The organism is Pseudidiomarina mangrovi (genome assembly GCF_003999375.1).
Lineage (GTDB): Bacteria > Pseudomonadota > Gammaproteobacteria > Enterobacterales > Alteromonadaceae > Pseudidiomarina > Pseudidiomarina mangrovi.
The window spans coordinates 194,663-221,197 of record NZ_RJLC01000010.1 but is presented as its reverse complement, the minus strand read 5'-3'; the positions used below and the strand labels follow the sequence as shown (position 1 = coordinate 221,197).

24 protein-coding genes and 5 tRNA genes are annotated in these 26,535 nt (G+C 50.8%); 2 read left to right on the top strand and 27 right to left on the bottom strand.

Annotated features, from left to right (window positions below; all coding sequences use genetic code 11):
* Positions 1–98 precede the first annotated feature (98 nt).
* The 11 genes from EFO84_RS04195 to EFO84_RS04145 all read right to left on the bottom strand — a co-directional run bounded on the left by EFO84_RS04195 (position 99) and on the right by EFO84_RS04145 (position 8,218).
* Positions 99–175 (bottom strand) — tRNA-Asp (locus EFO84_RS04195).
* 7 nt (positions 176–182) lie between these two features.
* Complete coding sequence (hupB, locus tag EFO84_RS04190) at positions 183–455, bottom strand: nucleoid-associated protein HU-beta (protein ID WP_127346814.1); 273 nt, start codon at positions 453–455, stop codon at positions 183–185.
* Between the two features lie 324 nt (positions 456–779).
* Positions 780–3,119: an endopeptidase La gene (lon, locus tag EFO84_RS04185; protein ID WP_127346813.1), complete on the bottom strand. Its 2,340-nt coding sequence runs from the start codon at positions 3,117–3,119 to the stop codon at positions 780–782.
* A gap of 141 nt (positions 3,120–3,260) precedes the next feature.
* Complete coding sequence (gene clpX, locus EFO84_RS04180) at positions 3,261–4,553, bottom strand: ATP-dependent protease ATP-binding subunit ClpX (RefSeq protein ID WP_127346812.1); 1,293 nt, start codon at positions 4,551–4,553, stop codon at positions 3,261–3,263.
* A 1-nt stretch (position 4,554) separates the two neighbouring features.
* Positions 4,555–5,172, bottom strand: a complete 618-nt coding sequence (clpP, locus tag EFO84_RS04175; protein WP_127346811.1) for an ATP-dependent Clp endopeptidase proteolytic subunit ClpP — start codon at positions 5,170–5,172, stop codon at positions 4,555–4,557.
* Between the two features lie 104 nt (positions 5,173–5,276).
* Positions 5,277–6,578 (bottom strand): trigger factor, encoded by a 1,302-nt coding sequence (gene tig, locus EFO84_RS04170; RefSeq protein WP_127346810.1) that lies wholly within the window; start codon positions 6,576–6,578, stop codon positions 5,277–5,279.
* Positions 6,579–6,730: 152 nt separating this feature from the next.
* The gene (locus EFO84_RS04165) at positions 6,731–7,636 is read right to left on the bottom strand and encodes a tetratricopeptide repeat protein (RefSeq protein WP_127346809.1); all 906 of its coding nucleotides are present in this window, start codon (positions 7,634–7,636) and stop codon (positions 6,731–6,733) included.
* 182 nt (positions 7,637–7,818) lie between these two features.
* Positions 7,819–7,895 (bottom strand) — tRNA-Pro (locus EFO84_RS04160).
* Positions 7,896–7,928: 33 nt separating this feature from the next.
* Positions 7,929–8,004: transfer RNA gene (locus EFO84_RS04155), tRNA-His, on the bottom strand.
* 39 nt (positions 8,005–8,043) lie between these two features.
* Positions 8,044–8,120: transfer RNA gene (locus EFO84_RS04150), tRNA-Arg, on the bottom strand.
* Between the two features lie 21 nt (positions 8,121–8,141).
* Positions 8,142–8,218, bottom strand: a tRNA-Pro gene (locus EFO84_RS04145).
* Between the two features lie 209 nt (positions 8,219–8,427).
* On the opposite strand from EFO84_RS04145, the gene folD reads away from it, so the two are divergent.
* Positions 8,428–9,291 carry a bifunctional methylenetetrahydrofolate dehydrogenase/methenyltetrahydrofolate cyclohydrolase FolD gene (gene folD, locus EFO84_RS04140; protein ID WP_127346808.1) on the top strand — a complete coding sequence of 288 codons (864 nt, stop codon included), beginning with the start codon at positions 8,428–8,430 and terminating at the stop codon, positions 9,289–9,291.
* Here the strand turns inward: folD and EFO84_RS04135 are convergent.
* The 11 genes from EFO84_RS04135 to topA form a co-directional block, all read right to left on the bottom strand.
* Positions 9,288–9,923 (bottom strand): TadE family protein, encoded by a 636-nt coding sequence (locus EFO84_RS04135; RefSeq protein ID WP_164742373.1) that lies wholly within the window; start codon positions 9,921–9,923, stop codon positions 9,288–9,290. The two genes, folD and EFO84_RS04135, sit on opposite strands and share 4 nt — an antisense overlap.
* Positions 9,920–10,639, bottom strand: a complete 720-nt coding sequence (locus EFO84_RS04130) for a type II secretion system protein (RefSeq protein ID WP_127346806.1) — start codon at positions 10,637–10,639, stop codon at positions 9,920–9,922. Before EFO84_RS04130 ends, EFO84_RS04135 begins: the two co-directional genes overlap by 4 nt.
* Positions 10,640–10,642: 3 nt before the next feature.
* Complete coding sequence (locus tag EFO84_RS04125; RefSeq protein ID WP_164742372.1) at positions 10,643–10,822, bottom strand: hypothetical protein; 180 nt, start codon at positions 10,820–10,822, stop codon at positions 10,643–10,645.
* Between the two features lie 43 nt (positions 10,823–10,865).
* Positions 10,866–11,306, bottom strand: coding sequence for a type II secretion system protein (locus EFO84_RS04120; RefSeq protein WP_127346804.1), 441 nt, complete (start codon positions 11,304–11,306; stop codon positions 10,866–10,868).
* Between the two features lie 48 nt (positions 11,307–11,354).
* A complete protein-coding gene (locus tag EFO84_RS04115; protein ID WP_127346803.1) occupies positions 11,355–12,377 on the bottom strand; it encodes a type II secretion system F family protein in 1,023 nt (340 codons plus the stop codon).
* On the bottom strand, positions 12,368–13,747 hold the full coding sequence (locus EFO84_RS04110) for a GspE/PulE family protein (RefSeq protein WP_127346802.1): 1,380 nt from the start codon (positions 13,745–13,747) through the stop codon (positions 12,368–12,370). The genes EFO84_RS04115 and EFO84_RS04110 overlap by 10 nt, the downstream gene beginning before the upstream one ends.
* Before the next feature lies 1 nt (position 13,748).
* Positions 13,749–14,174, bottom strand: a complete 426-nt coding sequence (locus tag EFO84_RS04105) for a hypothetical protein (RefSeq protein ID WP_127346801.1) — start codon at positions 14,172–14,174, stop codon at positions 13,749–13,751.
* Positions 14,140–15,357 carry a hypothetical protein gene (locus EFO84_RS04100; protein ID WP_127346800.1) on the bottom strand — a complete coding sequence of 406 codons (1,218 nt, stop codon included), beginning with the start codon at positions 15,355–15,357 and terminating at the stop codon, positions 14,140–14,142. The genes EFO84_RS04105 and EFO84_RS04100 overlap by 35 nt, the downstream gene beginning before the upstream one ends.
* Positions 15,354–16,859: a hypothetical protein gene (locus tag EFO84_RS04095; protein WP_127346799.1), complete on the bottom strand. Its 1,506-nt coding sequence runs from the start codon at positions 16,857–16,859 to the stop codon at positions 15,354–15,356. Before EFO84_RS04095 ends, EFO84_RS04100 begins: the two co-directional genes overlap by 4 nt.
* Positions 16,856–17,299, bottom strand: coding sequence for a hypothetical protein (locus tag EFO84_RS04090; RefSeq protein WP_127346798.1), 444 nt, complete (start codon positions 17,297–17,299; stop codon positions 16,856–16,858). Before EFO84_RS04090 ends, EFO84_RS04095 begins: the two co-directional genes overlap by 4 nt.
* Positions 17,300–17,432: 133 nt before the next feature.
* On the bottom strand, positions 17,433–20,066 hold the full coding sequence (topA, locus tag EFO84_RS04085; RefSeq protein ID WP_127346797.1) for a type I DNA topoisomerase: 2,634 nt from the start codon (positions 20,064–20,066) through the stop codon (positions 17,433–17,435).
* A 259-nt stretch (positions 20,067–20,325) separates the two neighbouring features.
* Between topA and astB the strand changes: the two genes are divergently transcribed.
* Positions 20,326–21,669: an N-succinylarginine dihydrolase gene (gene astB / locus EFO84_RS04080; RefSeq protein ID WP_127346796.1), complete on the top strand. Its 1,344-nt coding sequence runs from the start codon at positions 20,326–20,328 to the stop codon at positions 21,667–21,669.
* A 9-nt stretch (positions 21,670–21,678) separates the two neighbouring features.
* On the opposite strand, the gene purF is transcribed toward astB, so the two are convergent.
* The 5 genes from purF to accD all read right to left on the bottom strand — a co-directional run bounded on the left by purF (position 21,679) and on the right by accD (position 26,486).
* Positions 21,679–23,199: an amidophosphoribosyltransferase gene (purF, locus tag EFO84_RS04075; RefSeq protein ID WP_127346795.1), complete on the bottom strand. Its 1,521-nt coding sequence runs from the start codon at positions 23,197–23,199 to the stop codon at positions 21,679–21,681.
* 18 nt (positions 23,200–23,217) lie between these two features.
* Positions 23,218–23,709: a CvpA family protein gene (locus EFO84_RS04070; RefSeq protein ID WP_127346794.1), complete on the bottom strand. Its 492-nt coding sequence runs from the start codon at positions 23,707–23,709 to the stop codon at positions 23,218–23,220.
* A gap of 81 nt (positions 23,710–23,790) precedes the next feature.
* Positions 23,791–24,330: an SPOR domain-containing protein gene (locus EFO84_RS04065; RefSeq protein ID WP_127346793.1), complete on the bottom strand. Its 540-nt coding sequence runs from the start codon at positions 24,328–24,330 to the stop codon at positions 23,791–23,793.
* A gap of 12 nt (positions 24,331–24,342) precedes the next feature.
* Entirely contained in the window at positions 24,343–25,623 is a 1,281-nt protein-coding gene (gene folC / locus EFO84_RS04060; RefSeq protein ID WP_127346792.1) for a bifunctional tetrahydrofolate synthase/dihydrofolate synthase, read from the bottom strand.
* On the bottom strand, positions 25,623–26,486 hold the full coding sequence (accD, locus tag EFO84_RS04055; RefSeq protein ID WP_127346791.1) for an acetyl-CoA carboxylase, carboxyltransferase subunit beta: 864 nt from the start codon (positions 26,484–26,486) through the stop codon (positions 25,623–25,625). Before accD ends, folC begins: the two co-directional genes overlap by 1 nt.
* Between the last annotated feature and the right edge of the window lie 49 nt (positions 26,487–26,535).

Sequence of the window (26,535 nt, the reverse complement as noted above, 5' to 3'; positions counted from 1 at the left end):
TCAACCTCAAACTGTTCTGTAATGTCGCGCGCTATTATATATGGTTGTGACAGAAAAAAATAACCCGAAGACAAGCTTCGGGCTACTTTTATAATCGCTGGCGGAACGGACGGGACTCGAACCCGCGACCCCCGGCGTGACAGGCCGGTATTCTAACCAACTGAACTACCGCTCCTGAGTGATTAGTTTACCGAATCTTTCAGTGCTTTACCGGCTTTGAAAGAAGGTACTTTAGCTGCTGCGATCTGGATAGTTTTACCAGTTTGCGGGTTACGGCCAGTGCGAGCTGAACGCTCACGAACGCTGAACGTACCAAAACCAACCAAAGCTACTTGCTCGCCACTTTTCAGAGCGTCAGTTACTGCTGAAATGAAAGAGTCAAGTGCACGTGCAGCTGCAGCTTTAGAAATTTCTGCGCCATCTGCGATTTTGTCAACTAACTGAGACTTGTTCACAGTATCATCCCCTTAGATTATTTTTATGAGATTTGCATGGTTCCATTTGCGTTCTGTATGCAACAATGGGCCAGCGAAGGTTATAACAAGCTTGAACAAATTGTTCAAGCTCCTCAACAGGCTAGCAGACTGCTTCGCATACTCCCTGTTGCTCAAGTGGTAAGCCAGTGTTGCCGTAAGGGTTTTGTACTGGTAACTCACTTTGACTCTAGGCTACCACAAGAATTTATCTTGAGAACCCTTTTTCACAACTTTTTTAACGAAAGAATGCGGTCTAGCGGCATATTTATGCTCTACAGACCGCATTTTCTCGTTTTGCAACGCTTATTTGTTCGGTTTTGGCTGAGTTTCCAGCGCTACGGCCAACACTTCATCAATCCATTGCACCGGTTGAATAGTCAAATCACCCTTCACATTGGCACTGATTTCTTCCAAATCACGCTCATTATCTTTGGGGATCAACACATGCTTAATACCACCACGGTGAGCGGCCAATAACTTTTCTTTCAAGCCGCCTATCGCCAGCACTTCACCACGCAAGGTAATTTCACCGGTCATGGCCACATCAGCGCGCACCGGAATGTGTGTCAACGACGACACCAACGCAGTCACCATCGCAATGCCTGCACTCGGGCCATCTTTCGGCGTAGCGCCCTCAGGAACGTGCACGTGGATATCACGTTTTTCATGAAAATCATCGCTAATACCGAGCTTGTTACTACGGCTGCGTACCACGGTCAATGCAGTTTGAATCGATTCTTGCATGACATCACCGAGCGAGCCGGTCGAGGTGATCTTGCCTTTACCGGCCACGTTCGTTGCTTCAATGGTCAGTAAGTCACCACCGACTTCGGTCCAGGCCAAGCCAGTCACTTGGCCAATCTGGTTGTTATCTTCAGCTTTGCCAAAGTCAAAACGCTGCACACCTAAGAAGCTACCGAGATTCTTGCCATTGATTTCGACGTGCTTGACACGCTTATCCAGTACAATTTTCTTCACCGCTTTGCGACACAGACGGGAAATCTCACGCTCTAAGCTACGCACACCAGCTTCACGCGTGTAATAGCGAATAATGCCAGTAATCGCATCGTCGGTTACCTTGATTTCTTTAGCCTTCAGACCATTGCGTTCAATCTGCTTTGGCAATAGATGGCGTTTGGCGATATTCAGCTTTTCGTCTTCGGTATAACCCGACAGACGAATAACCTCCATACGATCTAATAACGGGCCCGGAATATTCATACTGTTAGAAGTGGCAACAAACATCACGTCGGATAAATCGTAATCGACCTCAAGATAATGATCGTTGAAGTTGACGTTTTGCTCAGGGTCAAGCACCTCAAGCAATGCTGAGGCTGGGTCACCGCGCATATCCGATGCCATCTTGTCGATCTCATCGAGTAAGAACAGTGGGTTACGCACCCCTACTTTCGACATTTTCTGAATCAACTTGCCCGGCATCGAGCCGATATAGGTACGGCGATGGCCACGAATTTCAGCTTCATCACGCACGCCACCTAGCGCCATCCGAATATATTTACGCCCCGTAGCCTTGGCAATTGACTGCCCCAACGAGGTTTTACCTACCCCTGGCGGCCCCACTAAACACAGAATAGCGCCGCGAACTTTATTGGTCCGCTGTTGCACCGCGAGGTACTCAAGAATGCGCTCTTTGACCTTTTCCAAGCCATAATGGTCGGCATCAAGGATCTTCTCGGCGTTGGCTAAGTCTTTCTTGATCCGTGAGCGTTTTTTCCACGGTACCGACACCATCCAATCAATGTAACCGCGTACCACCGTGGCCTCAGCAGACATCGGTGACATCATCTTCAATTTTTGTAATTCCGCACGGGTCTTCTGCTCTGCTTCAGCAGGCATTTGCGCGTCATCAATTTTGCGTTGTAAGGTCTCAAACTCATCCGGACCGTCTTCCATTTCGCCCAATTCTTTCTGAATGGCTTTCATTTGCTCATTCAAATAGTATTCGCGCTGGCTCTTCTCCATTTGCTTTTTGACCCGCGTACGAATGCGCTTTTCAACTTGCAATAAGTCGATCTCGCCTTCCATCAGCGCCATCAAAAATTCAAGCCGCTCACGGACATCAGTGATTTCGAGCACCCGCTGTTTATCGGCTAACTTCAGCGGCATATGCGCTGCCATGGTATCAGCAAGGCGGTCCGCTTCATCAATGCCCGACAATGAGGTCAGTACTTCCGGTGGGATTTTCTTGTTGAGTTTGACGTAGCCTTCAAACTGATTCACCGCCGAGCGGATCATCACTTCTTCTTCTTTGTCGTCCATGCGATCAGATGCCAGGTAGTGAACCTGAGCACGGAAGAAGTCATCGGAGTCTTCAAAGTTATCCAGTTGCGCGCGCTGCCCCCCCTCAACCAGCACCTTCACGGTGCCGTCGGGTAATTTCAAAAGCTGCAAAATGGTTGCGACCGTACCAATTTGATGAATATCTTTTTGTTCCGGCTCGTCCACCGATGCATCTTTTTGCGCCGCGAGAAAAATTTGCTTATCGGCGGCCATAGCTGCTTCTAAGCAGCGAATTGATTTTTCACGCCCAACAAATAACGGGATCACCATATGTGGATACACCACTACATCTCGTAGGGGTAAGACTGGGATACTGAGGCGTTCAACCCGTTCTTCACTCATAAACTTCTCCAGGTCGCTGACATCGTGAGGTTGATCTATCTTACTCTGTAATATGGGGCGATACAGATAAAGTTCAATGTTTTGCACAAAAAAAGGGCCTAAATGGCCCTTTTTGCAGTTTTTTTAGCCTAAATGGGCTAATTATTCACCGGCAGCATGCTTTTCTTTACTTTGATTTTGGTAGATCAAAATGGGTTGAGAATCACCTTTAATCACTGATTCATCAATCACCACTTTACTGACGTTATCTACCGATGGCAGCTCATACATAGTATCGAGTAGCACCGCCTCTACAATAGAGCGTAAGCCGCGGGCACCGGTTTTGCGCTCCATTGCTTTACGGGCAATAGCGCGTAGGGCATCTTCACGAAACTCTAAGTCCACGCCTTCCATCTGCAATAACGCAGCATATTGCTTGGTAAGTGCATTTTTTGGCTGCGCTAAAATTTGTACTAAGGCATCTTCGTCCAGTTCGGTTAACGTTGCCAGCACCGGTAAGCGACCAATAAACTCAGGAATTAAACCAAACTTCACTAAGTCAGCCGGTTCAACCTGAGCCAAGGTTTCACCCTCAGCTTTTGGTTTTTTGCTTTTCACCTGCGCACCAAAACCAATACCGGTACCCACGCTAATACGTTGCTCAATCACTTTATCGAGACCAGCGAACGCACCGCCGCAGATAAACAGAATTTTTGAGGTGTCGACCTGCACAAATTCTTGTTGTGGATGTTTACGACCACCTTGTGGTGGTACTGCAGCAATGGTGCCTTCAATTAATTTCAGCAGCGCCTGTTGCACCCCTTCACCAGACACATCACGGGTGATCGATGGGTTGTCTGATTTACGCGAAATTTTGTCAATCTCATCGATATAAACAATACCGCGCTGCGCCTTGTCGACATCGTAATCACACTTCTGTAGCAACTTCTGAATGATGTTTTCAACATCTTCACCCACGTAACCGGCTTCGGTTAAGGTGGTGGCGTCGGCCATGGTAAATGGCACATCGAGGAAGCGTGCTAACGTTTCCGCTAGGTAAGTCTTACCCGAACCAGTTGGGCCAATCAGCAAGATGTTACTCTTACCGAGCTCAACGTGGTCGTCGGTTTTGCTGGCTGGGCTCTTACTGGCATTATGCAGGCGCTTGTAGTGGTTATATACCGCAACTGCCAGCACCTTTTTCGCCAGTTCCTGACCGATTACATACTCATCTAAGTGAGCACGAATTTCACGTGGCGTCGGCAGTTTGTCAGAGCTATCTGTGGGTGAGATATTTTTAATTTCTTCCTGCAAAATATCGTTGCAAAGATCCACGCATTCATCACAGATGAACACTGATGGACCGGCAATTAACTTACGAACTTCGTGCTGACTTTTGCCGCAAAAGGTACAAAACAATGGCTTTTCGCCACTACCTTGGGTTTTATTCGTCATGCTATTCTCCAGTGCGCTGGCTCAATACTTTATCGACCAAGCCATAGGCCACCGCTTCTTGCGCTGACATGAAATAATCGCGATCAGTATCTTTTGCCACTTGCTCTAAATCTTTGCCGGTATTTTCTGCCAACATACGATTGAGTTTATCTTTGATATCTAAAATTTGCCGTGCATGTATTTCAAAATCAGACGCCTGACCTTGGAAACCACCGAGCGGTTGGTGAATCATCACCCGCGCGTTGGGCAGACAGAAGCGCTTACCTTGCGCACCACCGGCTAGCAGAAATGCCCCCATACTGGCGGCTTGGCCAATACACACGGTGCTGACATCGGGCTTGATAAACTTCATGGTGTCATAGATAGCCATACCGGCGGTGACCGCGCCACCTGGGCTATTGATATACAAATGAATGTCTTTATCAGGGTTTTCCGATTCTAAAAACAATAGCTGGGCGACAATTAAGTTAGCCATGTGGTCTTCGACTGGGCCAACCAGAAATATCACCCGCTCTTTTAATAAGCGCGAGTAAATATCATAGGCCCGCTCACCTTTTGCGCTTGACTCAACCACCATAGGCACCAATTGTGCCATCGGATCTAATCCGAACTCAGACATAATCTACAACTCCTGAAATAAAAATGGCTCGTATACCGATATACGAGCCATTAAACCAAGTTGCGCTAGATGCCGTCAACGTTATGTTGCCGGATCGTCACAGCTTATTTCTGTTTTGGGTTCATCAGCTCATCAAAGCTGGTCTTCTTCGCCTTCACTTTGGCTTGTGACACAATGAACTCAATCGCTTGCTCTTCTAAGGCAACGTTGCGTACTTGCTGCAATAACTCGTTGTTACCTTTGTAGTAGGCAATTACTTCAGCTGGGTCTTCGTAGGCTGATGCATTGGTAGCAATGATTTCATCCACTTTGGCATCATCAACTTTCATTTTGTTGCTACGAATCACTTCGCCCAACAACAAGCCTACTTTAACGCGCTCTTTTGCCTGCTCTTCGAACAGGTTAGCCGGTAACTGCGGCATTTGCTGCATGTTCTGATTGAAGCGCTGCATAGCTTGGTTACGCAGATTGTCAATTTCTTGATCAATCATGGCTTTCGGTAAATCAACCTCGTTGTGCTCAACCAAACCTTTCAGCACTTGCTCTTTCACCTTGCCGTTGACGGTATTTTTCAGCTCGCGCTCCATGTTCTTGCGAACTTCAGTGCGCAGTGCATCAACACCACCTTCACTGATACCGAACAAGCTTACGAAAGCGTCGTCTAATACTGGCAGATCACGCTCTTCAACTTTCTTCGCGGTAACCACGAACTGCGCTAGTTTACCTTTCAGGTTCTCAGCGTGGTAATCCTCTGGGAAGGTCACTTCAATAGTTTTCTCTTCACCGGTTTTCATACCAATGATTTGGTCTTCAAAGCCTGGGATCATACGCCCTTGGCCAAGCTCTAAGGCGAAGTCAGAGGCTTTGCCGCCATCAAACTCGGTACCATCAATTGAGCCTACGAAATCGATGGTGATACGCTCACCTTTTTTCGATTTACGTTTGATTTCTTTCCAGCCGCCATGCTGCTTACGCAAGGTTTCAAGCATGGTATCAACATCAGCATCAGTAACCGTCACGTCAGGCTTTTCAATTTTTAGCTTGTCTAACGCTTGCACTGTTACTTCAGGATAAACTTCGAAAGTAGCCGCAAACTGCAGGTCTTTGCCTTCTTCGTTCACCATCGGCGTGATTGCTGGCATACCTACTGGGTTCAGCTTCTCTTGCATGACCGCTTCAAAATATTTGCTTTGCATCACGTTAGATGCAGCACGGGCGCGGGCCTCTTTACCGAACAACTTTTGCAATACGTTAGGCGGTACCTTACCTTTACGGAAACCGTTAATACGGCGGTTGCGGTACTCATCTTTGAGCAAACGTTTGACTTCGTTATCTACGGTTGCAGCCGGCACAGTAATAGTGGCTCGGCGCTCTAATCCTTGGACTGTCTCTACAGAAACCTGCATTGCTTTATTACCTCGGCTTCACTAATGGCCTTGAGCCCACTACATTCGGGACCCTTCAAAATGACGCGGCATTATAGCGACTGCGGGCCAGTGAGTCGAGAGCCGCGTGGCACTTTTTGCGTCGGCGGCCTCGGTTATGGCGTGTTAACGGGCTACCAGCCGATGCCTTCAACCGCATCACGGACGGTACCGCCCATGCTGATGGTGCCAGCGGCGGCATTATAAATAACCCGACATTGAGCCACGCCGCGGCCGCATACTTGGCCACGGATGCGACTACCGGTCGAGCGCCCATCAAAGGTACGCAGTTTATCGAGTTGTTCAACCAAATCGATGACAAAGTCTTCAGTACCGATAGTGCTACTACTGACGGTGATCACTTCCATCGCCTGCACATCACTGCTGCGATGACGCTCAGCGATGGCTTCAACATATGCGATTGATAACTGTTCGGTCTGCTGCTGCAAATCGACTGTACCGACCAATTTTTGCAAGCGCACATTGCTCTCACGATAATTACTACGCGCTAAAAAAGCATACAGCTGCGAGGCTTTCGCAGTATCAACGGCGACCCCGAGACCAGCAGCTTTAATTTGCGCTAGTAGATACATCGACGGTTTGTGTAATTGTTCGGCGGCTAGCTCTAAATCGGCTACGCTAAGACTGTTATCCGCCGCGGTTTCAGAAAAACGCCGCACTGCGCGTTCAAACAGTGCCGGTGCGTACTCGTGCCGAGCAGCTCGGTCAAGCGCCTCATCAGCACGTTCAGCATCTTGTTCAAAGGCTAAGCCGTCACGCAACCACCGCGAGTAGATATGCCATGCACGTTCATCATTGTTGCGCAAGGCGCGCTTCAAGTGTTGCCGTGCTAGAACATGATCGAGCGGAACGCCATCACCAGTTGCGTAGGCCATTGCCACGATGACTTGTGCATCAGGGCTACCATTCAACGAGTAGCGCACTAATTTGGTCATCGCTTCGGAACATTGTTCGCTCGCGCATTCAGCGCTCATGTCAGTATCCTCGGCAGCTTGCTCCAAGGCTACTGGTGTTGCCATAGCAGACCCTTGGAACGTCAAGCCAAAAGAGAATAATGTAACGAGAATCAACGACATATTATTGCTTGGGTTTCGCATACTCAGCACCTTATACGCGGATTAAATAATCGCCTAAGTATGGTTAGCGGAAACGCAAAGGTCAAACAGGAGATGTTTCAAAGAGTAACAAAAAAATCACAAAATGGTCGGCGAGACTGGATTCGAACCAGCGACCCCTTGTACCCAAAACAAGTGCGCTACCAAGCTGCGCTACTCGCCGACGAATGCAAATGAAACGGGGAAAAGCAGAAAATGGGGTGGCTGATGGGACTCGAACCCACGACAACCGGAATCACAATCCGGGGCTCTACCAACTGAGCTACAGCCACCACAACAAACATATGCCAGGTATTTAAAGTGTGCGGCAATGGCGCACCCGGCAGGATTCGAACCTGCGACCCACGGCTTAGAAGGCCGTTGCTCTATCCAACTGAGCTACGGGCGCACTTCTTATTACTGCAAGAAATGGTCGGCGAGACTGGATTCGAACCAGCGACCCCTTGTACCCAAAACAAGTGCGCTACCAAGCTGCGCTACTCGCCGACATCTTCAAAAAACCCGTGCAGGACGCGGCCTGACAACGGGGGCGAATATTACCTGTTGGCATGCAGAGCGTCAAATACTTTTTTGCCGCTTTGCACCGACTGCTGGTTTTTAAATCAATCTCCTTGGAATAGCTTGGTAAACCCCTACAAACAACAGCGGAAACGTGGCAAAATAGCGCTCTTTTTTAGCTCAGTGATTCGGTGCTTATGACTGCTCAATTAATCGATGGTAAAGGTGTTGCTCAACAGGTACGCGACCAAGTGAAACAGCGTGTCAGCGCCAGGCTAGCCGCTGGTCTTCGGGCTCCTGGGTTAGCCGTAGTATTAGTCGGCAACGACGCCGCCTCAGAAGTGTATGTTGGCAGTAAACGCCGCGGCTGCGAAGAGGTTGGTATTCACTCTATGGCCTACGACCTCCCTGCGGACACCTCACAACAGCAGCTCGAAGCATTAATTGATGAGCTCAATGCCGACCCGCAAGTTGACGGCATTTTAGTGCAACTACCGCTACCAGCCACACTCAACGCGCAAGCTATTTTAGAGCGTATTAACCCGTACAAAGATGTTGATGGTTTTCACCCATTCAATATGGGCCGGTTGGCACAGCGCAACCCAGCATTGCGACCTTGCACACCGCGCGGAGTGATGACTCTGTTCGAATCAATTGGGCTATCGTTATACGGCTTAAATGCCGTAGTGGTTGGTGCATCGAACATTGTTGGCCGCCCTATGGCACTCGAATTGCTGCTTGGTGGCGCCACCACCACCGTTTGTCATCGTTTCACTCATGATTTGCAAGCTCATGTAGAGCGTGCTGATGTGGTGGTGGTGGCGGTTGGTAAACCCAACTTTATTCCTGGCGCCTGGATCAAGCCTGGCGCCACAGTCATCGATGTGGGTATCAATCGTTTGGCTAACGGCCGTCTGGTCGGCGATGTTGAATTTGCCGTGGCTGTTGAGCGTGCCGCATTTATCACCCCAGTACCCGGTGGTGTAGGGCCAATGACCGTGGCTACCTTGCTGCAAAATACCCTGCAGGCATGCGATACCTGGCACGCCCCAGAAGCTTAATCAGCTCCGTCATAGCGACTTAAGAGCGGCCCTTTCAGGCGATACCGCAGGCCCCATAGCGGCGCTTCACTCAGGCTTTGCCGTTGCTGACAGAAGCGCTGTACCGCATGACCCACTGGCGTTCGCAAGGCCGCTAAGGCATCCGCCGCCAGCGGCACATGCAACGGCATACACCACCAAATTTCTAGTTCCACGGTGCGGGCGGCAACATAGGCTGGTTGATCGTTACTGGTTTGATAACGCAAGCCGTTATGGTCGACCACAATAGCGCCGTCATGGACGTTGAGCAGCTTTCGACTCGGTTGTATCACTTCAATACGAGCCCCCCACTGCGACCATAATTGACTCCTCAGTAGCGCGCTTAATAGCCGCCGGTAATTACCCTCTTGCTGGTCGCCAGTCGCGCTCAGTTGCGGCTGTACGGCAGTCATGCCAGCGGCTAGTGTGGTCCGCATCGCACCGCTATGCAGCGAATTGATTGTACCTGTGCGCAGCGCATAATTACTGGCAAGTACCAAGTTATGTTGCCACCAAGCAATCCAAATCAGCTGAACCATGAGCAAACTGGCAAGCACAACGAGTGGCAATATAATGGTCGTTTCAATCACCGCTTGGCCATGCTGGCGCTTCACTGACAACCGCCACCGGCACGACATTCTTGCCACAGCGCATCGAAGTCTTCAATGCGTTGCAGCAGAGTTTGTAAATCACCATAAGGAGTCTGCACCGCGGTAGCGGTTAACAGATCGGTCTGTAATTCGATGATGCGTGCGCTGTTGACTAGCACAGCATCACTGCGCAACTGCTGAAATCCTGCTTTTGCCGCCGATAGCGTTCCGATACCGAGTACGTTGTGCCCTTGCATGTGCAAATGTGTCTGCATGCTATTGAGCTCGGGTTGTTCGGGTCGCGCAACGCGATGCAGATACTGATCCTGTGGCGCACTCGATAACGGGCCCCACTGCTGAATCGTCACCTGCTGGCCACTCTGTGTAGCCGCCTGAAACTGGCTGCTAAACCAACTAGCCTGCTGATGACTGGGAGCCGTAATACGCCAATTTAAGACACTCTCAGTAGCAACTAATTGCCATGGCTGCTGCCATGGTAAGGCTAATTGACTAAGTTCCTGCGGCGCTAATAACTCATTGATAGCGGTTGCTGGTCGCCCCTGTTGCAACCAAAATTGTTCCGCCCGCTGCAATAGATACTCAGTGTGCTGCAGCCATTGCTGACGCTGTTCTAGTCGCTGTTGATGCTGCCACCACTGCCCCACCACTAACAGTAAACCAGCCACTAGGGTAATTGCTGCCATGAACTCCAGTAATAGAAAACCGCTGTACCTGCGCATGCCCTAACCTCCCTGTTGCTGCATCAACAACTGCCGTTGCTGCGCTTGTAAGCGCAACAACTGCAGTTTGGCCTGTTCGGTAGCGTTCAGTTGTAATGGCTGATCGAACCCAGTTGACGCAGAAAATCGTGGTAGCAGTTGCCAGCCGGTGATGGTCAAGGTACCGGCCAATGCAAGAACCATAAGGACCTCCAGTAAGCCAAAACCAAGCTGAACGCGCATACGATCAGCCTTGGAAACGTACAATTAAAGTGCCGTTACTGAAGGTTGTATCGACCGCATAGTCCTGAAAATCACGCGCTAACCGTGCACCTTCACCAGCTTGGTCAATGCCAGTTAGTGTCACCAGGTAACGCGTCGCATCAGCGCTATCCACAGCGACAGTAATATCGCCACCCCAAGGGTTGAGTTCAGCGCCAGCCCCCCAACTTTCTGGCACTGCCGCAATTCCAGACATAGAGGCCATGCTAATACCGGTGAAATTACCATTTTTCGGGCGCCATAATTGGGTACCCGATTGAATCGTTATTATTTGGCTTTTGGCTTCGCTAACCCGTGAATTGCCAACTGCCCAATCGCGCACCGCCAAGCTACCGATGGTGGCAATGGCAATAATGGATAACACGGTGAGTACTTCGATAAAGGTAAAACCTCGTTGCTTACGCATAGGTAACGCTCCTTGTGAATGAATCCTGTAAATCATGCTAAGTTATGGTTACATCATGGTTTGCTGAGTCACCGCCATCAACATTGCTCCCATACCGCCAAGAACTAACGCCAACAGCAGAAAAATCAGCACATAGCACACTACCTGTAAGCTCACTCGCAAACGCCTAAGTGCAGCAATTGCATCAGCGCCAGCGTAGCTCGCAACACGCAATAAAGTGCCATGTTCGGTTGCATTTCGACTGCCATTACTGAGTCGAAATAGCATTCGTGGTGATAGCAGAGCACTGCCAAATACTCGGCCAAGTTGTCGCTCTCCCTGCGCCAAGCGCTGACGCATCTGCTGACTGACGTAGCCCATACTGCTATCACCAAAGCGCTCAATCGCCTGCAGTGCCCGATCTAAATTTAAGCGCGCTTGTAACAAGACCGTAATGGTCTGCAGTAACATCACCGCATTAAAATATCGACGAATGGTGAAGGCACCGCGGGCAGCCAACCAACGACACCAACTCCAGCGCCAGTCAATCAGTGCTGATGGCCCCCAGCTGAGCAATACCAGCAGTGCTACCGCCAGCAATAACAGCAGTAAACTGGGACCAGCACTGACCAGCAATAAACTTTCACTGAGTAGCGGCCACTGCTCAGGATCCAAGCCTGTCGCCAACTTAGGCATCACTTGCCGGCCAATTAACAAACTTGCGCAGGCAGCGATAAATACCATAATCAAAGGATAGATGAGTGGCCGCCAGAACTGTTGCTGAGCCTGTTGCCGTTGCAGTTCAAACTGCCGATGCTGCTGCAATAGTTGCTCCAGCACCCCGCTATGCTCACCAACACTGACCAGCATGCACAGATCGCGGTCGAACCATTGTGGCAGTACGCTGGCAAAACTATGCCCCTGATTCAGTGCCTGCAAAATTCCCTCACTGAGCGCTAACTCTTCACGCAAACCATATTGTTGGGCATGCTGCGCTAATTCGATAGTGGCCTGCAGCGGGCTAAGACCATCATGCAAGGCGAGAGCGAAATCTTCTAACAAAGCCAGTTGTCGACTGCGCGCTAGTCGCATGACACGGGCTCCATCAGTTGTGGCTCGAGCGCTTGCCAACCCTGCTGCAGCAGTTGCTGACGCAAGGTACTCAAGCTATCGGTCCGCAGCGCGTCGGCAACCGCACTGGTGGCTGGCAACACTTCCATCACTAACTGCCGGCCGCGCACACCACTGTGTTGGCATTCAACACATCCGCTAGCGCCACAGACTTGGCAGGGCAAGGCCACCAAGCGTTGGGCAATAATCGCCCGTAACACCCCAGGTTGTGCCAGTGCAGTAGCTGATACGCCAAGATCCATCAGCCGTTGCAGCACCCCAAAGCAATCATGAGCATGAATCGTAGCGGTCACTAAATGGCCGGTTAATGCCGCGGTATAGGCGGCCGTAGCAGTGCCCGCATCGCGGATCTCACTAATCGAGATAACATCCGGATCTTCACGTAATGCCACCTTCACCATATTGGCAAAATTCAACTCTGGATGATCGGCGATAACCGGTTTTTGCTCGATGTGCGGTTGAATAATTTCGATCGGATCTTCCAGGCTAATAATCTTATGGGTGCTGGGTAATTCTCGATTCATCGCCGCCAAGGTGGTGGTTTTACCCTGCCCGGTGGGGCCCGCCACAATAATTAAACCCGCTGGCTGACAGAGCAACTGTTGTAACTGTTGAACCAACTCTGGCGCTAGGCCCAAGTCAGACAAATTAGGGATTTGTGCCTGTTCACATTGAATACGCATGGTCACTGCAAAGCCATTACGGGTTGGTGACTTCTGCACCCGCAGCCGAATTCGTTGTGGCTTTCCGTCAAGCAACACACTGAGATTGATACTGGCACTCGACAAACGCTGCTCATCAAACAGCTCATGAAAATCATCCGAACGGGTATTCAATGCCGCAGCTATTGCCGCTGCAAGGGTTTCACGGCTGCGCGCTACCCGCCCAACCATCCGACCGTGTACCCGAAACGCCAAACTGGCATGTTCATGATCAAATAACAAATGGATATCCGAGGCGTCACGCTGCAAGGCTTGTTGCACTAAATCTTCCAGCGCTTGCTGCGCACGGGTGTGATCAAGATTGAGCGGGTTATGCTGCTGCCGCTGGCGCAGTGCATCGGCATCATGTAAACGACTGCGAATATCGCTCGCATCAGCTAATAGATAGCCCCTTACCGGCAACTGACGTAGCTGTTGTAACTGCTGCAAATTAACAAGACTTATGGAGTTACTCTGCCAGGCTGCCGTTGAACATATCAATAGACCGTCTTCGCTTACTAAGGCAGCGCTGTCATTGTCCATGCCAGTATCGGTGTACTGCAAACAACTCTCTAACAGCGGCTCAGCAATGACTAAATCAGCTAACTCATGGGGGCTGATGATGTGCATGTCACCAGCCTCTTGGTAATTCAATTAAGTGCTGCTCTTGTCCACGGCTCAAGCGCACATGCGCGCGATCAATGGTTGCGGTCAAGCCACTGGCGTCGGCTTCGCCAGGCACTAAACGGAGTAACTGCTGTTGATGGCGAAGTACCACCAGTTGTTGCGCGCCCTGCACCACGCCGAGCAGTTCATAATCCTGCAATGCCGGCCCGGTTTGGGCGACACTTACCGGCCCGCGTCCGAGCTGCTGAATTTGCTGTTGCGCCTCGGCGACGGTTAATTCGTGCTGCATTTGTCGTGCTCGTGAGGCGGCTTGCAACTCTTGCAATTCTTGCGCCCGTAGGGCCTTGATACGCTCGTAAGCAGGGTTGTTCGGCTGCGCTGTTATCGCGTTATTGCTAAATGCCAGCGCTAACATCCATAGTTGAATCATCGTCATCTCCTTGACTAAGTGGCTGATAAATTCGTAGCTGCAAAGCTATGCTCTGCTGCGGTTGTCGACGCAACTGCAGTTGCAGAACGCGCACATCAAAACCTTGCAGCAACTGTTGTAGCTCGGTTAGTTCAAGCCAATACCAACTGTTAAAATTGACACTGACATCTTGCCATTGATAGTGCGAATTTTGCCCAGCGCTGCCGAGCAGCCAGTGCACCTCTGGAAATAATTGCTGCACCTGTTGCTGCAGCTGTTGCGCGGCATCATCGAGGTTTTGAGCAAACTGCAGGTCGCCATTGAGTAGCGTAAAACTGCGTGTCAATTGCACCTGTTGCCCAGCTTGGACGAGCTGCCAATGCTGCTGTAGTTGCTGTTGCAGTTCACCAAAGCGGCCATAATCTTGGCTCAGCTCAACCTGCATTTGCGCCCCACTTAAACTGAGCTGCTGTAAGTGCCATCCAGCTAACAGCTCCAACTGCTGCAATTGTTCACGCACCAGCAGCAATACATCAACCCCAGCACCAACTAGTGGTGGGGCCACCACAGCGCTATCTACCATGGTTTGAGGTTGCCGCTGTGGCGGCCAAAAGTGCCAGCTGAGCGCCGCAATCAAACTGATAACGCTGAGGCTGGCGAGCAGCAACTGGCGGCGCCGACGCCAGCTCGGAGGCTGATTTAAACTCAGTAGCAGCGAACTTTTGCTAGGCTTGAGCTGCGCCAGATTCAGCTGCTGCTCGGTGCTACCGAACTGCTGCTGACAGTGCAACAAACAGTCAGGTAAATCAGCACTGGTGAGTAACAGCGGTTGAAACCGTGAGCGCAGTTGCAATCCTCTTAGCACTAACAGTAATTGTTGCTGCCCGCTGGCATCGTTATTCACCGCAATTGCGCATAGCAATTGCTGCTGATCCCAACTAACACAGAGGATTTTCTGTTGATGTGGCAGCAGCGCTAATAATTGGTTGTGTAGCTGAAATTGCTGACGCAGCGCTACGACTAAGTCGTGCTGTTGTTGCTGCCGAGCTCCCAGCGGAGCGCAACACAACCACCAGTGTTGACCGATGCGCTGCATACAATAGCTATCAAAGCCAAGCGCCTTAGCCTGTTGTAGCTGCAGCAACACCTGCTTTCGGCTGCCGCACTGCTGGCGCCAACCATTGATCAACCACAGCCCGGTCATGATGGTTTAACTCGGGCCATGATACGTGGCGTCAACAACACCAATGTCTCGCTGCGACGCTGCTGATTATCGTCATTGCCACCAAGCGCTAAGCTCCACCAACTTTGTTGCTGATTGCGCTGCTCACGTTGATTACGTAAGCCCGATAACAGCAATGTTTCACCATCGGCAATCAAGGCCTTCATAAAGAATTTTTTGCGCGTGGTGTGCGGAGTCTGGATCAGTTGGTCACCCGAACGTACCTCGTCAATGCGTTGTAAATCTGATAACTCCGTAGACAGCTGCAATATCACTTCGCCAGCGCGAATACTCGGCAACACATAGAGCTCAAAACCGGTAGTGACCACGCCAGGTTGGAGCATCTCCGAGGTGCCCACATTAGCGGTTGAGGTACTACCGGCAGCGGCTAAATAGGTTGCGTTATCTTCGAGAACAATTTTTGCAATTTGGTTATTGAGGCTGAGTAAGCGCGGTTGATTGTTAGTTTGTACCAAACCTTGCTCGGCTAAAGCCTGCAAAAACAGTTCTGAACCCTGAGCTTTCCCGCTTAATTGCTGCCAGCTGAGTTGCCCAGCAACGGCACCAGCGGTAGTTAAATAGTTAGACGAGAGACCCAACACCCCTTCACCACCCGCGGTTCGCATCAACGCTTGCCAATCCACTGCAAATTGCTGGGTGTCGTTAAAGGTCACTTCAATAATTTGTACGTCAATGGCAACCTGACGTGTTAAACGCTCGTTCTGCTGCTGTAGGTAGTGTTCCACCGCAGCAACTTGCTCGGGTAAGTCTCGCACCAACACCGAACTCGAACTCTGATTGATACTAATGCTGCCATGCTCCGACAACAGCAAGCCTAGGGCACGTTCCAGGTCGTCCCACACCGACAGTTCTTTGCTGGAGAAATTCAAATACTGCTCGCTGCGCATATCACTGAGTTGGCTACTCGTTTGCCCAGACTGATTGCCTGTCATACCCTGCTGGGTATCGCTATTGCCCATAAAGAAGTTGGTGTTGCCGGCAATAAAAGCGACATCAAATTCAGCCGTGCGGAACTTACTCCAACTCACTTGCTGCTCATCAATGGTGACATGCCAACCATACAGCGCTTGAATGTGCTGCAGCAGACCACCGAGATCGCCTTGATAGGCTAATTGAATCGGCTGTTGTGCTAACTGTGGGTCGAGATAACGCACTCGCACCTGATGTGCAGCTAGGGTTTGTTGCATCACCGCCGCTAATGACAACTGTTCCAGCGCCACCTCAACCGGACGACTATGCCAGCTGGGCTGTTGGTGATGACTGGGATCAATAGCCGGCACGTAGAGCTCGTCACTATAGGCCACCCGCTCCGAGGTATTTGTCGTGGCAGCTAACAGCCAATGCTGTTGCAGCTTTTGAAAGGCCTCATCGCTGTCCTGCTGGAGTGACTCTGACGAGCTGCTACAGGCACTGATGACTAACAGGCTAACGCTGGTGATACTGAACTGCGCTAAGTGTCTCATAGCGCAGCTCCAGCAGCGCTTTGATAACGCACCGTAGCTGACTTATTCGGATACAGGGTAATGGCCAGTTGATAGGGCTTGAGCAGGCGTTCTAACAGCTCATCCCAGCTCGGCGCATGCATACGGTAATCGGCTGGCCAGCCAAAATGCGGTGACACCTGCCAATCCACCACCTCAATATCAAACTGCTGCTGTAGGAGCTGCTCTAATTGTGGCTGTAGTAAGCCCGCCTGCAGGGCAAAACTGACTTGTTGCAGTGCTGAACCGGCGTGAGTTTGGCCAAGATTATCCTGCAACGCTGCGAAAGCAAAGGTGGGACACCCGCTGCTGCCAGTCCAGGCGGCACTGCTGGTGGTAAACGACAGGCTACAACAGGCCAAGCCAAGCACAGTCAAATGATGGATGCGAGCAGAACGGTTGAATAATCGGAGCGGCGGCATGATGACCTCCTTGTCGCTGTTGCATCACTCTCCATAGTGATGTGCTTTGACTCTAGTCCAAGCCCATGGCCAGTACAAGTCAGCAGCAGCGCCTTTCGCTGTGCGAGGCAGCGCACAGCGAAAGGGTAATACCTTATTTCTTGGCTTTTTTAGCGCTCTCGACCTGCCATTTACCCTTCTTATAGAGCGCTACCCAACCACTCGGCTTGCCATTTTCTTCGCTCATCACATACTGCTCTTTTTGTTTGCGACTAAAGCGCACAATGGTTTCACGCCCCTCATCATCCTGACTTGGCGCCTCCGTCAAATAGTGGAACTTGGCCGGGATGCGATCTTTAAAACGCTGCAGTTCAGCCACTTTAACCGCACGGGTTTCACGTGAGCGCGGAAAGGTGTGGGCCGACATAAATATCCCCGAAGCACCATCACGCAAGACAAAGTGGGCATCTGATTGCTCACATTTGAGCTCCGGGAACGCCACCGGATCTTCTTTCGGTGGCGCTGGCAACCCGCTTTTCAGTAACTTACGAGTGTTTTTACAGTCGCTATTGGTACAGTCAAAATACTTACCAAAACGCCCTGTTTTTAACTGCATATCGCTACCACAACGGTCGCATTCAAGGGTCGGGCCATCATAACCTTTAATACGGAACTGCCCTTGTTCTACCACAAAGCCCGAGCAGGCGGGGTTGTTACCACACACATGCAATTTGCGCTGTTGGTCGAGTAAATAGCTGTCCATGGCGGTGGCGCACAATGGGCAGCGCTTCTTCGCCCGCAACACCTCGGTTTCTAGTTCCTCATCATCAGCAACTTTGAGGGCCTCTTCGCCAGGTAATAAATTCAAGGTTTGCGTGCAACGCTCTTTCGGCGGCAATTCGTAGCCTGAGCAACCCAAAAACACCCCGGTAGAGGCGGTTCGAATACCCATAAGCCGCTCACAGCTCGGGCATTTGATATCCGTCAGCACCATCTGGTTACTGCGCATTCCACCCTGCTCTGGTGGCATTTCAGCTTGCGCTAATTTGGCACTGAACTCTTGATAGAACAGGTCGAGGGTGTCTTTCCAATTACGTTTACCCTCGGCGATGTCGTCAAGCGCTTGCTCCATCTCCGCAGTGAAGTTGTAGTTCAGCAACCGAGAGAAGTTTTCTACCAACCGATCGTTGACAATTTCGCCCATTTTTTCGGCATAGAAGCGACGGTTATCGACGCGCACGTAACCACGCTCTTGGATGGTGGAAATAATTGCCGCATAGGTTGACGGCCGGCCAATACCGCGTTTTTCTAATTCTTTGACCAGCGATGCTTCACTAAAACGCGCTGGCGGCTTGGTGAAGTGTTGTTGCGGGTCCAGCTGACTGAGTTTCAACGCCGCCCCCACTTTGACATCGGGCAAGCTGGTATCGTCATCTTTCTTGTTGTTGATTTGCGGTTGCACTAAGGTCCAACCAGCAAAACGCAACACCCGACCGCGGGCTTTTAACTCGTAATCCCCGGCGGTGACCGTGATGGTGGTCGAATCATACTGCGCAGGTGTCATCTGACAGGCCACAAATTGCCGCCAAATCAACTCGTAGAGACGTTGTGCGTCACGTTCCATATCCTTCAGCTGCTCTGCTTTAATAACCACGTCAGAGGGCCGAATAGCCTCGTGCGCTTCTTGCGCATTTTGCTTCGAGCCGTACACATTTGGTTTGCTCGGCAAATAATCACTACCAAATTTCTTCTCAATATAGCTACGGCAACTCATCACCGCCTCGGCACTGAGGTTAGTGGAGTCGGTACGCATATAGGTAATGTGGCCGGCTTCATACAAGCGCTGCGCCATCATCATGGTCTTTTTCACACCAAAACCGAGGCGCGTGCTGGCCGCCTGCTGTAAGGTCGAGGTAATAAACGGTGCCGACGGCCGACTTGAGGTCGGTTTATCTTCGCGCTCACTGACTGTGTAGGCGGCGGTTTCTAGCGCTTTAACCGCGGCATCGGCAGCGGCTTTATCGGTAGCTTTAAAGGTGGCGCCACGGAATTTCGCCACTTGCAGGCGCAACGCCTGCTGCGCAGCGCTATTCACATCAGCGTAGATATCCCAAAATTCTTCTGGAATAAAGGCTTTTATCTCACGTTCCCGCTCCACCACCAGGCGCACGGCAACGGATTGCACGCGCCCCGCTGATAAACCACGAGCGATTTTTTTCCACAGTAGCGGCGATACCATAAAGCCCACTACACGGTCCAAAAAGCGCCGGGTTTGCTGGGCATTAACGCGATCTAAATTTAATGCTGAGGGGCGTGAGAAGGCATCTTGAATGGCCTTTTTGGTGATTTCGTTGAACACCACCCGTTGAAAACGCTGGTCATCACCGCCAATCAATTCACGCAAATGCCAAGCAATGGCCTCCCCTTCGCGGTCTAAGTCCGTTGCCAGATAAATGGCATCAGCTTTGCTGGCGAGTTTCTTTAATTCGGCCACCACTTTTTCTTTGCCCGGCAACACTTCGTAATGCGCGGCCCAACCGTGCACTGGGTCAACCCCCATGCGCGCAACTAATTTGGCAAAATCGCGTTGTTGCTGATATTTCTCTTTCGCCGCCGGTGACATTTTGCGCACTTCGGCCGCAGTTTTGCCTTTCACCGACTCAACCGTACGGGTCGGTAGGTCACGCACGTGACCAATACTCGATTTGACGATGAAATCGCTACCTAAATATTTATTAATCGTCTTAGCTTTTGCGGGCGATTCAACAATTACCAGCGACTTTGCCATGTGTCTCTCTATCGTTTGGTTAAGAACAGCGATGATCAGCGTTCGAAGTGGGATTGCTTTTTTAGATATATCTGTTCTGTAGCGACTTCACAACCACTGGGATCAAAAAACATAAAAATTCGTGTGCTGACCATATCCATGCAATTTTTCTCATCTGGGCTCGCCAGCCCTTATTGATAAAGCCTTTGCTGCTTTACCCTCGGGTCGATTTTGTGCGTATAATAGACACCAAAATACCGTCATCAGCTAGGAGAGCAGTGTGAGCACCCGTCATTACGAAGCAAATTTCGATGGCCTCGTCGGCCCAACCCACAATTATGCCGGGCTGTCATTTGGTAATGTTGCCTCGTTGAGTAATGCCAAAGCGTCTTCAAGCCCACGCTCAGCGGCCAAGCAAGGTTTAGCCAAAATGAAGGCGCTGCATGACTTAGGTTTGGTGCAAGGGGTATTTGCTCCACACGAACGCCCAGACATTGCCACCCTGCGCCGGTTGGGTTTTACCGGCAGCGATAGCCGCGTACTGGAACAAGCTGCGCAGCACGCCCCAGCCATTTTTCAAGCAGTCTGCTCAGCGTCGAGCATGTGGACCGCTAATGCCGCCACGGTATCGCCGGGGGCAGACAGCGCCGATGGCAAAGTGCATTTTACCCCAGCCAACCTCACCAACAAGTTCCATCGGTCCCTTGAAGCCGAAACCAGCGGCCGCATTTTGCAGGCGATGTTCGATAACAGCAAGTACTTTGCACATCATACGCATTTACCAGATAACGAACATTTTGGTGATGAGGGTGCCGCCAACCATACCCGTCTCTGCAGTAATTATGGCCATGCTGGGGTTGAGATCTTTACCTTTGGGCGCTATGCCTTTGATAGTAGTAAGCCGGCGCCGCAGAAATATCCAGCGCGACAGACCTTTGAAGCCTCACAAGCAATTGCGCGTTTACATGGTTTAAATGACGACAACACCGTCTACATTCAGCAGAACCCTGAGGTCATTGACCAAGGCGTGTTCCACAATGATGTCATAGCGGTGGGTAACCAGAACGTGTTGTTCTACCATCAGCAAGCGTTTTTAGACACCGAGGCCAAACTGGCAGAAATTCAACGCAAATTTGGTGCTGATCCAGTGCATTTTATTGCTGTGAAAAATCACGAAGTCAGCGTTGCCGATGCGGTACAAACCTATTTATTTAACACCCAGCTGGTCACTCTACCGAACGGTAACATGGCCATTATTGCGCCCACTGAGTGCCAGGATAACCCACGTGTAGCGGCCTATTTAGCTGATTTGGTCACCCGTGATACACCGATTCGTCAGGTCCACTACTTTGATGTCAAACAAAGCATGCGCAATGGCGGTGGTCCAGCCTGTTTGCGTCTACGCGTGGCGCTCAATGAAGCTGAATTAGCAGCGGTGAACCCTAATGTGTTGATGAGCGACAGCTTGTTCGAGCGCCTCAATCAATGGGTCGACAAGCATTACCGCGATGAATTGCACGTGGATGAACTGCGTGATCCGAGCTTACTCACTGAATCACGCAGTGCTTTAGATGAATTAACGCAAATCTTAAAGCTCGGTTCGGTCTATCCGTTCCAGCGTTAACCTGAACGGTTAGTCTTCGTCGCTCTCGTTGTGCAGCTCGAGATTGGCATCCTCGCTGCTGCTTTGTTGATGCTTAGCGTGATCATTACGCGAGGCATCTAACGCATCGAGGTAACCTTGGTTAATATCACCGGTGATATATTCACCGTTGAATACCGAGGTTTCAAAGCGCTTAATCTGCGGGTTTTCTTGGCTAACGGCAGCAATCAAATCGGCTAGATCTTGGTAGATTAAGCCATCGGCTTTGATCAAGGCACAAATCTCATCGACTTCACGACCGTGCGCAATCAATTCGTTGGCACTTGGCATATCAATGCCATACACGTTGGGGAAACGAATCTCCGGTGCCGCTGAAGCAAAATAAACTTTTTTGGCGCCAGCATCGCGGGCCATCTCGATGATTTGCTCAGAAGTCGTACCACGGACAATTGAATCATCAACCAACAGCACATTCTTGCCTTTAAATTCTGAGCTAATTGCGTTCAATTTACGCCGCACCGCTTTGCGCCGCAGGGTTTGCCCCGGCATGATAAAAGTCCGGCCGATATAGCGATTTTTGACGAAGCCTTGGCGGTACGGAATGCCCAACACATTGGCCATTTCTAAAGCAATATCACAGCTGGTTTCAGGAATAGGAATAATCACATCGATATCCAAATCAGGATGATCGCGCTTCACTTTTTCGCCCAGCTTACGGCCCATATTCACCCGTGAAGCATACACTGAGATTTTATCAATGAAGGAATCAGGGCGAGCAAAATAAACATACTCAAAAATACACGGAACATGCTGCGGACTATCGGCACACTGGCGCGAAAACAGCTCGCCAGCATCGGTAATGTAGACTGCTTCACCAGGTTCAATATCACGCACATAGGTAAAACCAGCACCATCGATAGCAACGCTTTCAGATGCCACAATGTACTCCATACCGGTTGGCGTTTCGCGCTGCCCAAGGGCTAAAGGACGAATACCCCAAGGGTCACGAAATGCCAGCATACCGTGTCCAATGATCATAGCGACGACCGCGTAAGCACCACGTATTTGCCGATGCAAACGGCTTACCGTGGCGAACATATCATCGGCAGTTGGAGTCAAACTTTGCTGTTGATATAGCTCGTGAGCAAAAATGTTCAGCAACACTTCGGAGTCAGAGGTGGTGTTGATGTGGCGCAAGGCCTTTTGAAATAATTGCTGCTGTAATTCATGCGCGTTCGTCAAGTTACCGTTATGCGCCATGGCAATACCATAAGGCGAGTTGACATAAAACGGTTGTGCCTCGGCTGAGCTCGAGCTACCCGCAGTTGGGTAACGCACATGGCCGATACCAATACGACCAGCTAACCGCATCATGTGACGGGTATGAAACACGTCGCGCACTAAGCCATTAGCCTTGCGCAAACGCAGATTGTTGTTTTGCACCGTCATGATCCCGGCGGCATCCTGACCGCGATGCTGAAGCATCGTGAGACTATCGTAAAGCGCCTGGTTAACTGGATCTTTACCTACAATTCCGACGAGTCCACACATGCAATTACAACCTCATTATTACGCTTGTTGGGGGAGAAAGCTTGAGCTGGTCTCCAGATACTCAAAAAACCACTGCACAAATACAGCAAAATGCGGGATCAACACCGACTGCTGCCACCAATCACTGCTTGATAAAGCGGTGAAGGAGTCCATCATGAATAGCACTAAGGTGACAATTAGTACGCCACGAACGGCGCCAAATACTAGCCCTAACACCCGGTCAGTGCCGGTTAAACCGGTGCCTTCTACTAACTTGCCGAGCAGAAAATTAACCAGTGAACCAACAATCAGTGTGACCACAAATAGACATACCGCGGCGAGGCCATTGCGCACCATGGCATCTTCGAACCCGGTAAAGTACACGGCTAAATCTTGATAAAACCAGCTGGCAACAAAAAAGGCTGCGATCCAGATCGCTAACGAGAAGGCTTCGCGCACAAATCCGCGAGTCAGACTGATCAGCGTAGACAGCGCGATGACGATGATAATGGCATAATCAATCCAGACCATGAGCAGTTCCTTGGCTTGATTTAAAACGCGCGCAGTGTAGCAGAAAAGCAGTTATTTTGGCTACGACTATTCACGCGTTGGTTAGGGTTCAAAGCGCACCACAGTACCCTGAAGTTGCGTCGCTTTATTTAATGCTGGGAGTAATTTTTGCGCCTCTTCTTGGCTCAGCAATGGCCCCACCAACAGCTTATGAACCGTTTGCCCATTCACCACCACGGCCTCGCGATAAGCACTGTAACCGGCTTGCTGTAACGTGGTGACCAGGTTATCGACACTGGCTTGATTACGAAATGCCCCCAGTTGCACCGACCAACCCGGCTGGCTTAAGTCAGTTTTTTGCGGCGCCGATGGCTGTTGCTTACTCAGCGGTTGCTGTGGTTGCTGCGCTTGCTCGCCGGTAAGTTCAATGGTTTCTGGTAACTGCGGCACGCCGACAAAGGCATCATCGTCCATTTCGCTTACTTCAAGTTCCACCACGTCAACGTCGGGCTGCAGCGGAATAGTTTCAAACTGCTGTTGCTCCTGTACCGGCTTACCATCAAGTAACTCCGGTAAAATGATCACCGCCAGAGCTATCAAAATAACACTGCCAACGATGCGATTTTGCACTTGTGACGACATAAACGGGCTACCTTAGAGTGCTAAAGGGATTTGTCCAACAGTGTAGAACGAGCCGCACACCAATACCAGCGGCTGCTGGTTTGATTGTTGTAAAGCATCAGTACAGGCGGCTTTATGGGCGGCTTTGACCGAAGCGAAACAACGCCACGGTTGGTCGTAGTTGCCATGACGACGCAGTGCCGTTAGCAACTGCTCAGCGCTGGCCCCACGCGGACCATTCAAATCAGCAAAGTACCAGCGTGACACGGCGCCAGCCAGTGCGCCTAGGGTGCCAGCGATATCTTTATCGTGCAGCATACCTATCACCGCATACACCGGTCGCTGCGGATAATGGCGCTGAATATGCTCAGCTAGAAAGCTCGCCGCATGTGGATTGTGAGCAACATCGAGAAGCTGCTGCGGTGGCCCCGCTAACAGTTGCAGCCGCCCGGCTTCGCGCGCCTGTTGTAAGCCATCGCGCACCGCCTGTTGCGGCACCGCTAATGCCAAAGCTTGCAAAGCGGCAATAGCTGTTGCGGCATTAGGTAACGGTAACTGCGGTAGCGGCAACTGCAACAATTGCTCGGTCTCGCTCCACCAACGCCACTCGGTTGCCTGCTGGCTATAATGGAAATGCTCACCCACCTGCAACAACTTAACGCCGCGCTGACGTACTTCGGCCACTACGTCCGCTGGCATGTCTGGCTCACCACAAATAGCTGGGCGATGGGGCCGGAAAATACCCACTTTTTCGCGCGCAATACCGGTGCGATCGGGCCCTAAAAAGCCAACATGGTCAATACCCACACTGGTTAACACCGCGACATCGGAATCAATGATATTCACCGCATCTAAGCGCCCGCCAAGACCAACCTCTAACACCAACACGTCGAGCGGTTGGCGCTGGAACAACCACAGTGCCGCGAGGGTACCAAACTCAAAATAACTCAGCGAAATATCGCCGCGGGCTTGCTCCACCGCTACAAATGCAGCGACATGCTCAGCATCGCTCAGCAGCTGACGGTTGATACGCACACGCTCATTGTAATGCTGTAAGTGCGGCGAGATATAAGCACCGGTTTGGTAGCCAGCAGCTGCCAGTATGGTCTCCAGATAACGCACTGTAGAGCCTTTACCATTGGTACCAGCAACACTTATCACCTGCGCCTGCGGGTGTAACAACTGCATTCGTTCAGCGACCGCACGAACGCGCTCGAGGCCCATATCAATGGCTAACGGATGCAATTGTTCAAGATAACTCAGCCAGGCATGAAGCCCGGCTGTGGCGTGAGGAGGCGTGATCGATGTCGGCATTAATATTCGTCAGCAAGCGCCGGATGATGTTGAAACTTAGCCAATACAGCAGCTAAGCGATTGCGCATTTGACGGCGGTCGATAATCATATCAACAGCACCATGATCGAGCAGGAACTCGGCGCGTTGAAAGCCTTCTGGTAAGGTTTCGCGAACGGTTTGTTCAATAACTCGCGGCCCTGCAAAACCAATCAGTGCTTTTGGTTCAGCCACGTTGATATCACCGAGCATAGCCAATGATGCTGATACGCCACCCATAGTCGGGTCGGTCAACACCGAAATGTACGGAATACCCTCTTCACTCAAGCGCGCCAAAGCTGCTGACGTTTTCGCCATTTGCATCAATGACATCAAGGCTTCTTGCATACGCGCACCGCCGGATGCCGAAAAACAAATCAATGGGATTTTTTCTTGCAAACATAATTCTGCGGCTTTAACAAAGCGAGCACCGACTACGGAGGCCATCGAGCCGCCCATAAATTCAAATTCGAAAGCGGCAACAACTACCGGCATACCCTTTAGGGTGCCCTTTTCTACCACCAGCGCATCTTTTTCGCCAGTTGCCTTTTGTGCCGCTAACAGGCGGTCCTTATATTTCTTCGAATCTTTAAACTTTAAGACATCTTTTGGTTCAAGTTCAGCGCCAATTTCAACGCCGCTGCCGGAATCAAGGAAACTTTCAAGCCGGCGCCGCGCTGATAAACGCATATGATGGTCGCATTTCGGGCACACGCCCAGCGAACGCTCTAAATCAGCATTGTAGAGGATGGCATCACAAGCGCTACACTTGGCCCATACACCTTCAGGAATATTCCGACGTTTGTTACTGGTCGGTTTTGACAGAATACGCTCAATCCAGCTCATAGTTTATACATCACTCTCCTGACAGCTCAGGCTGATATTAAAGCACAAA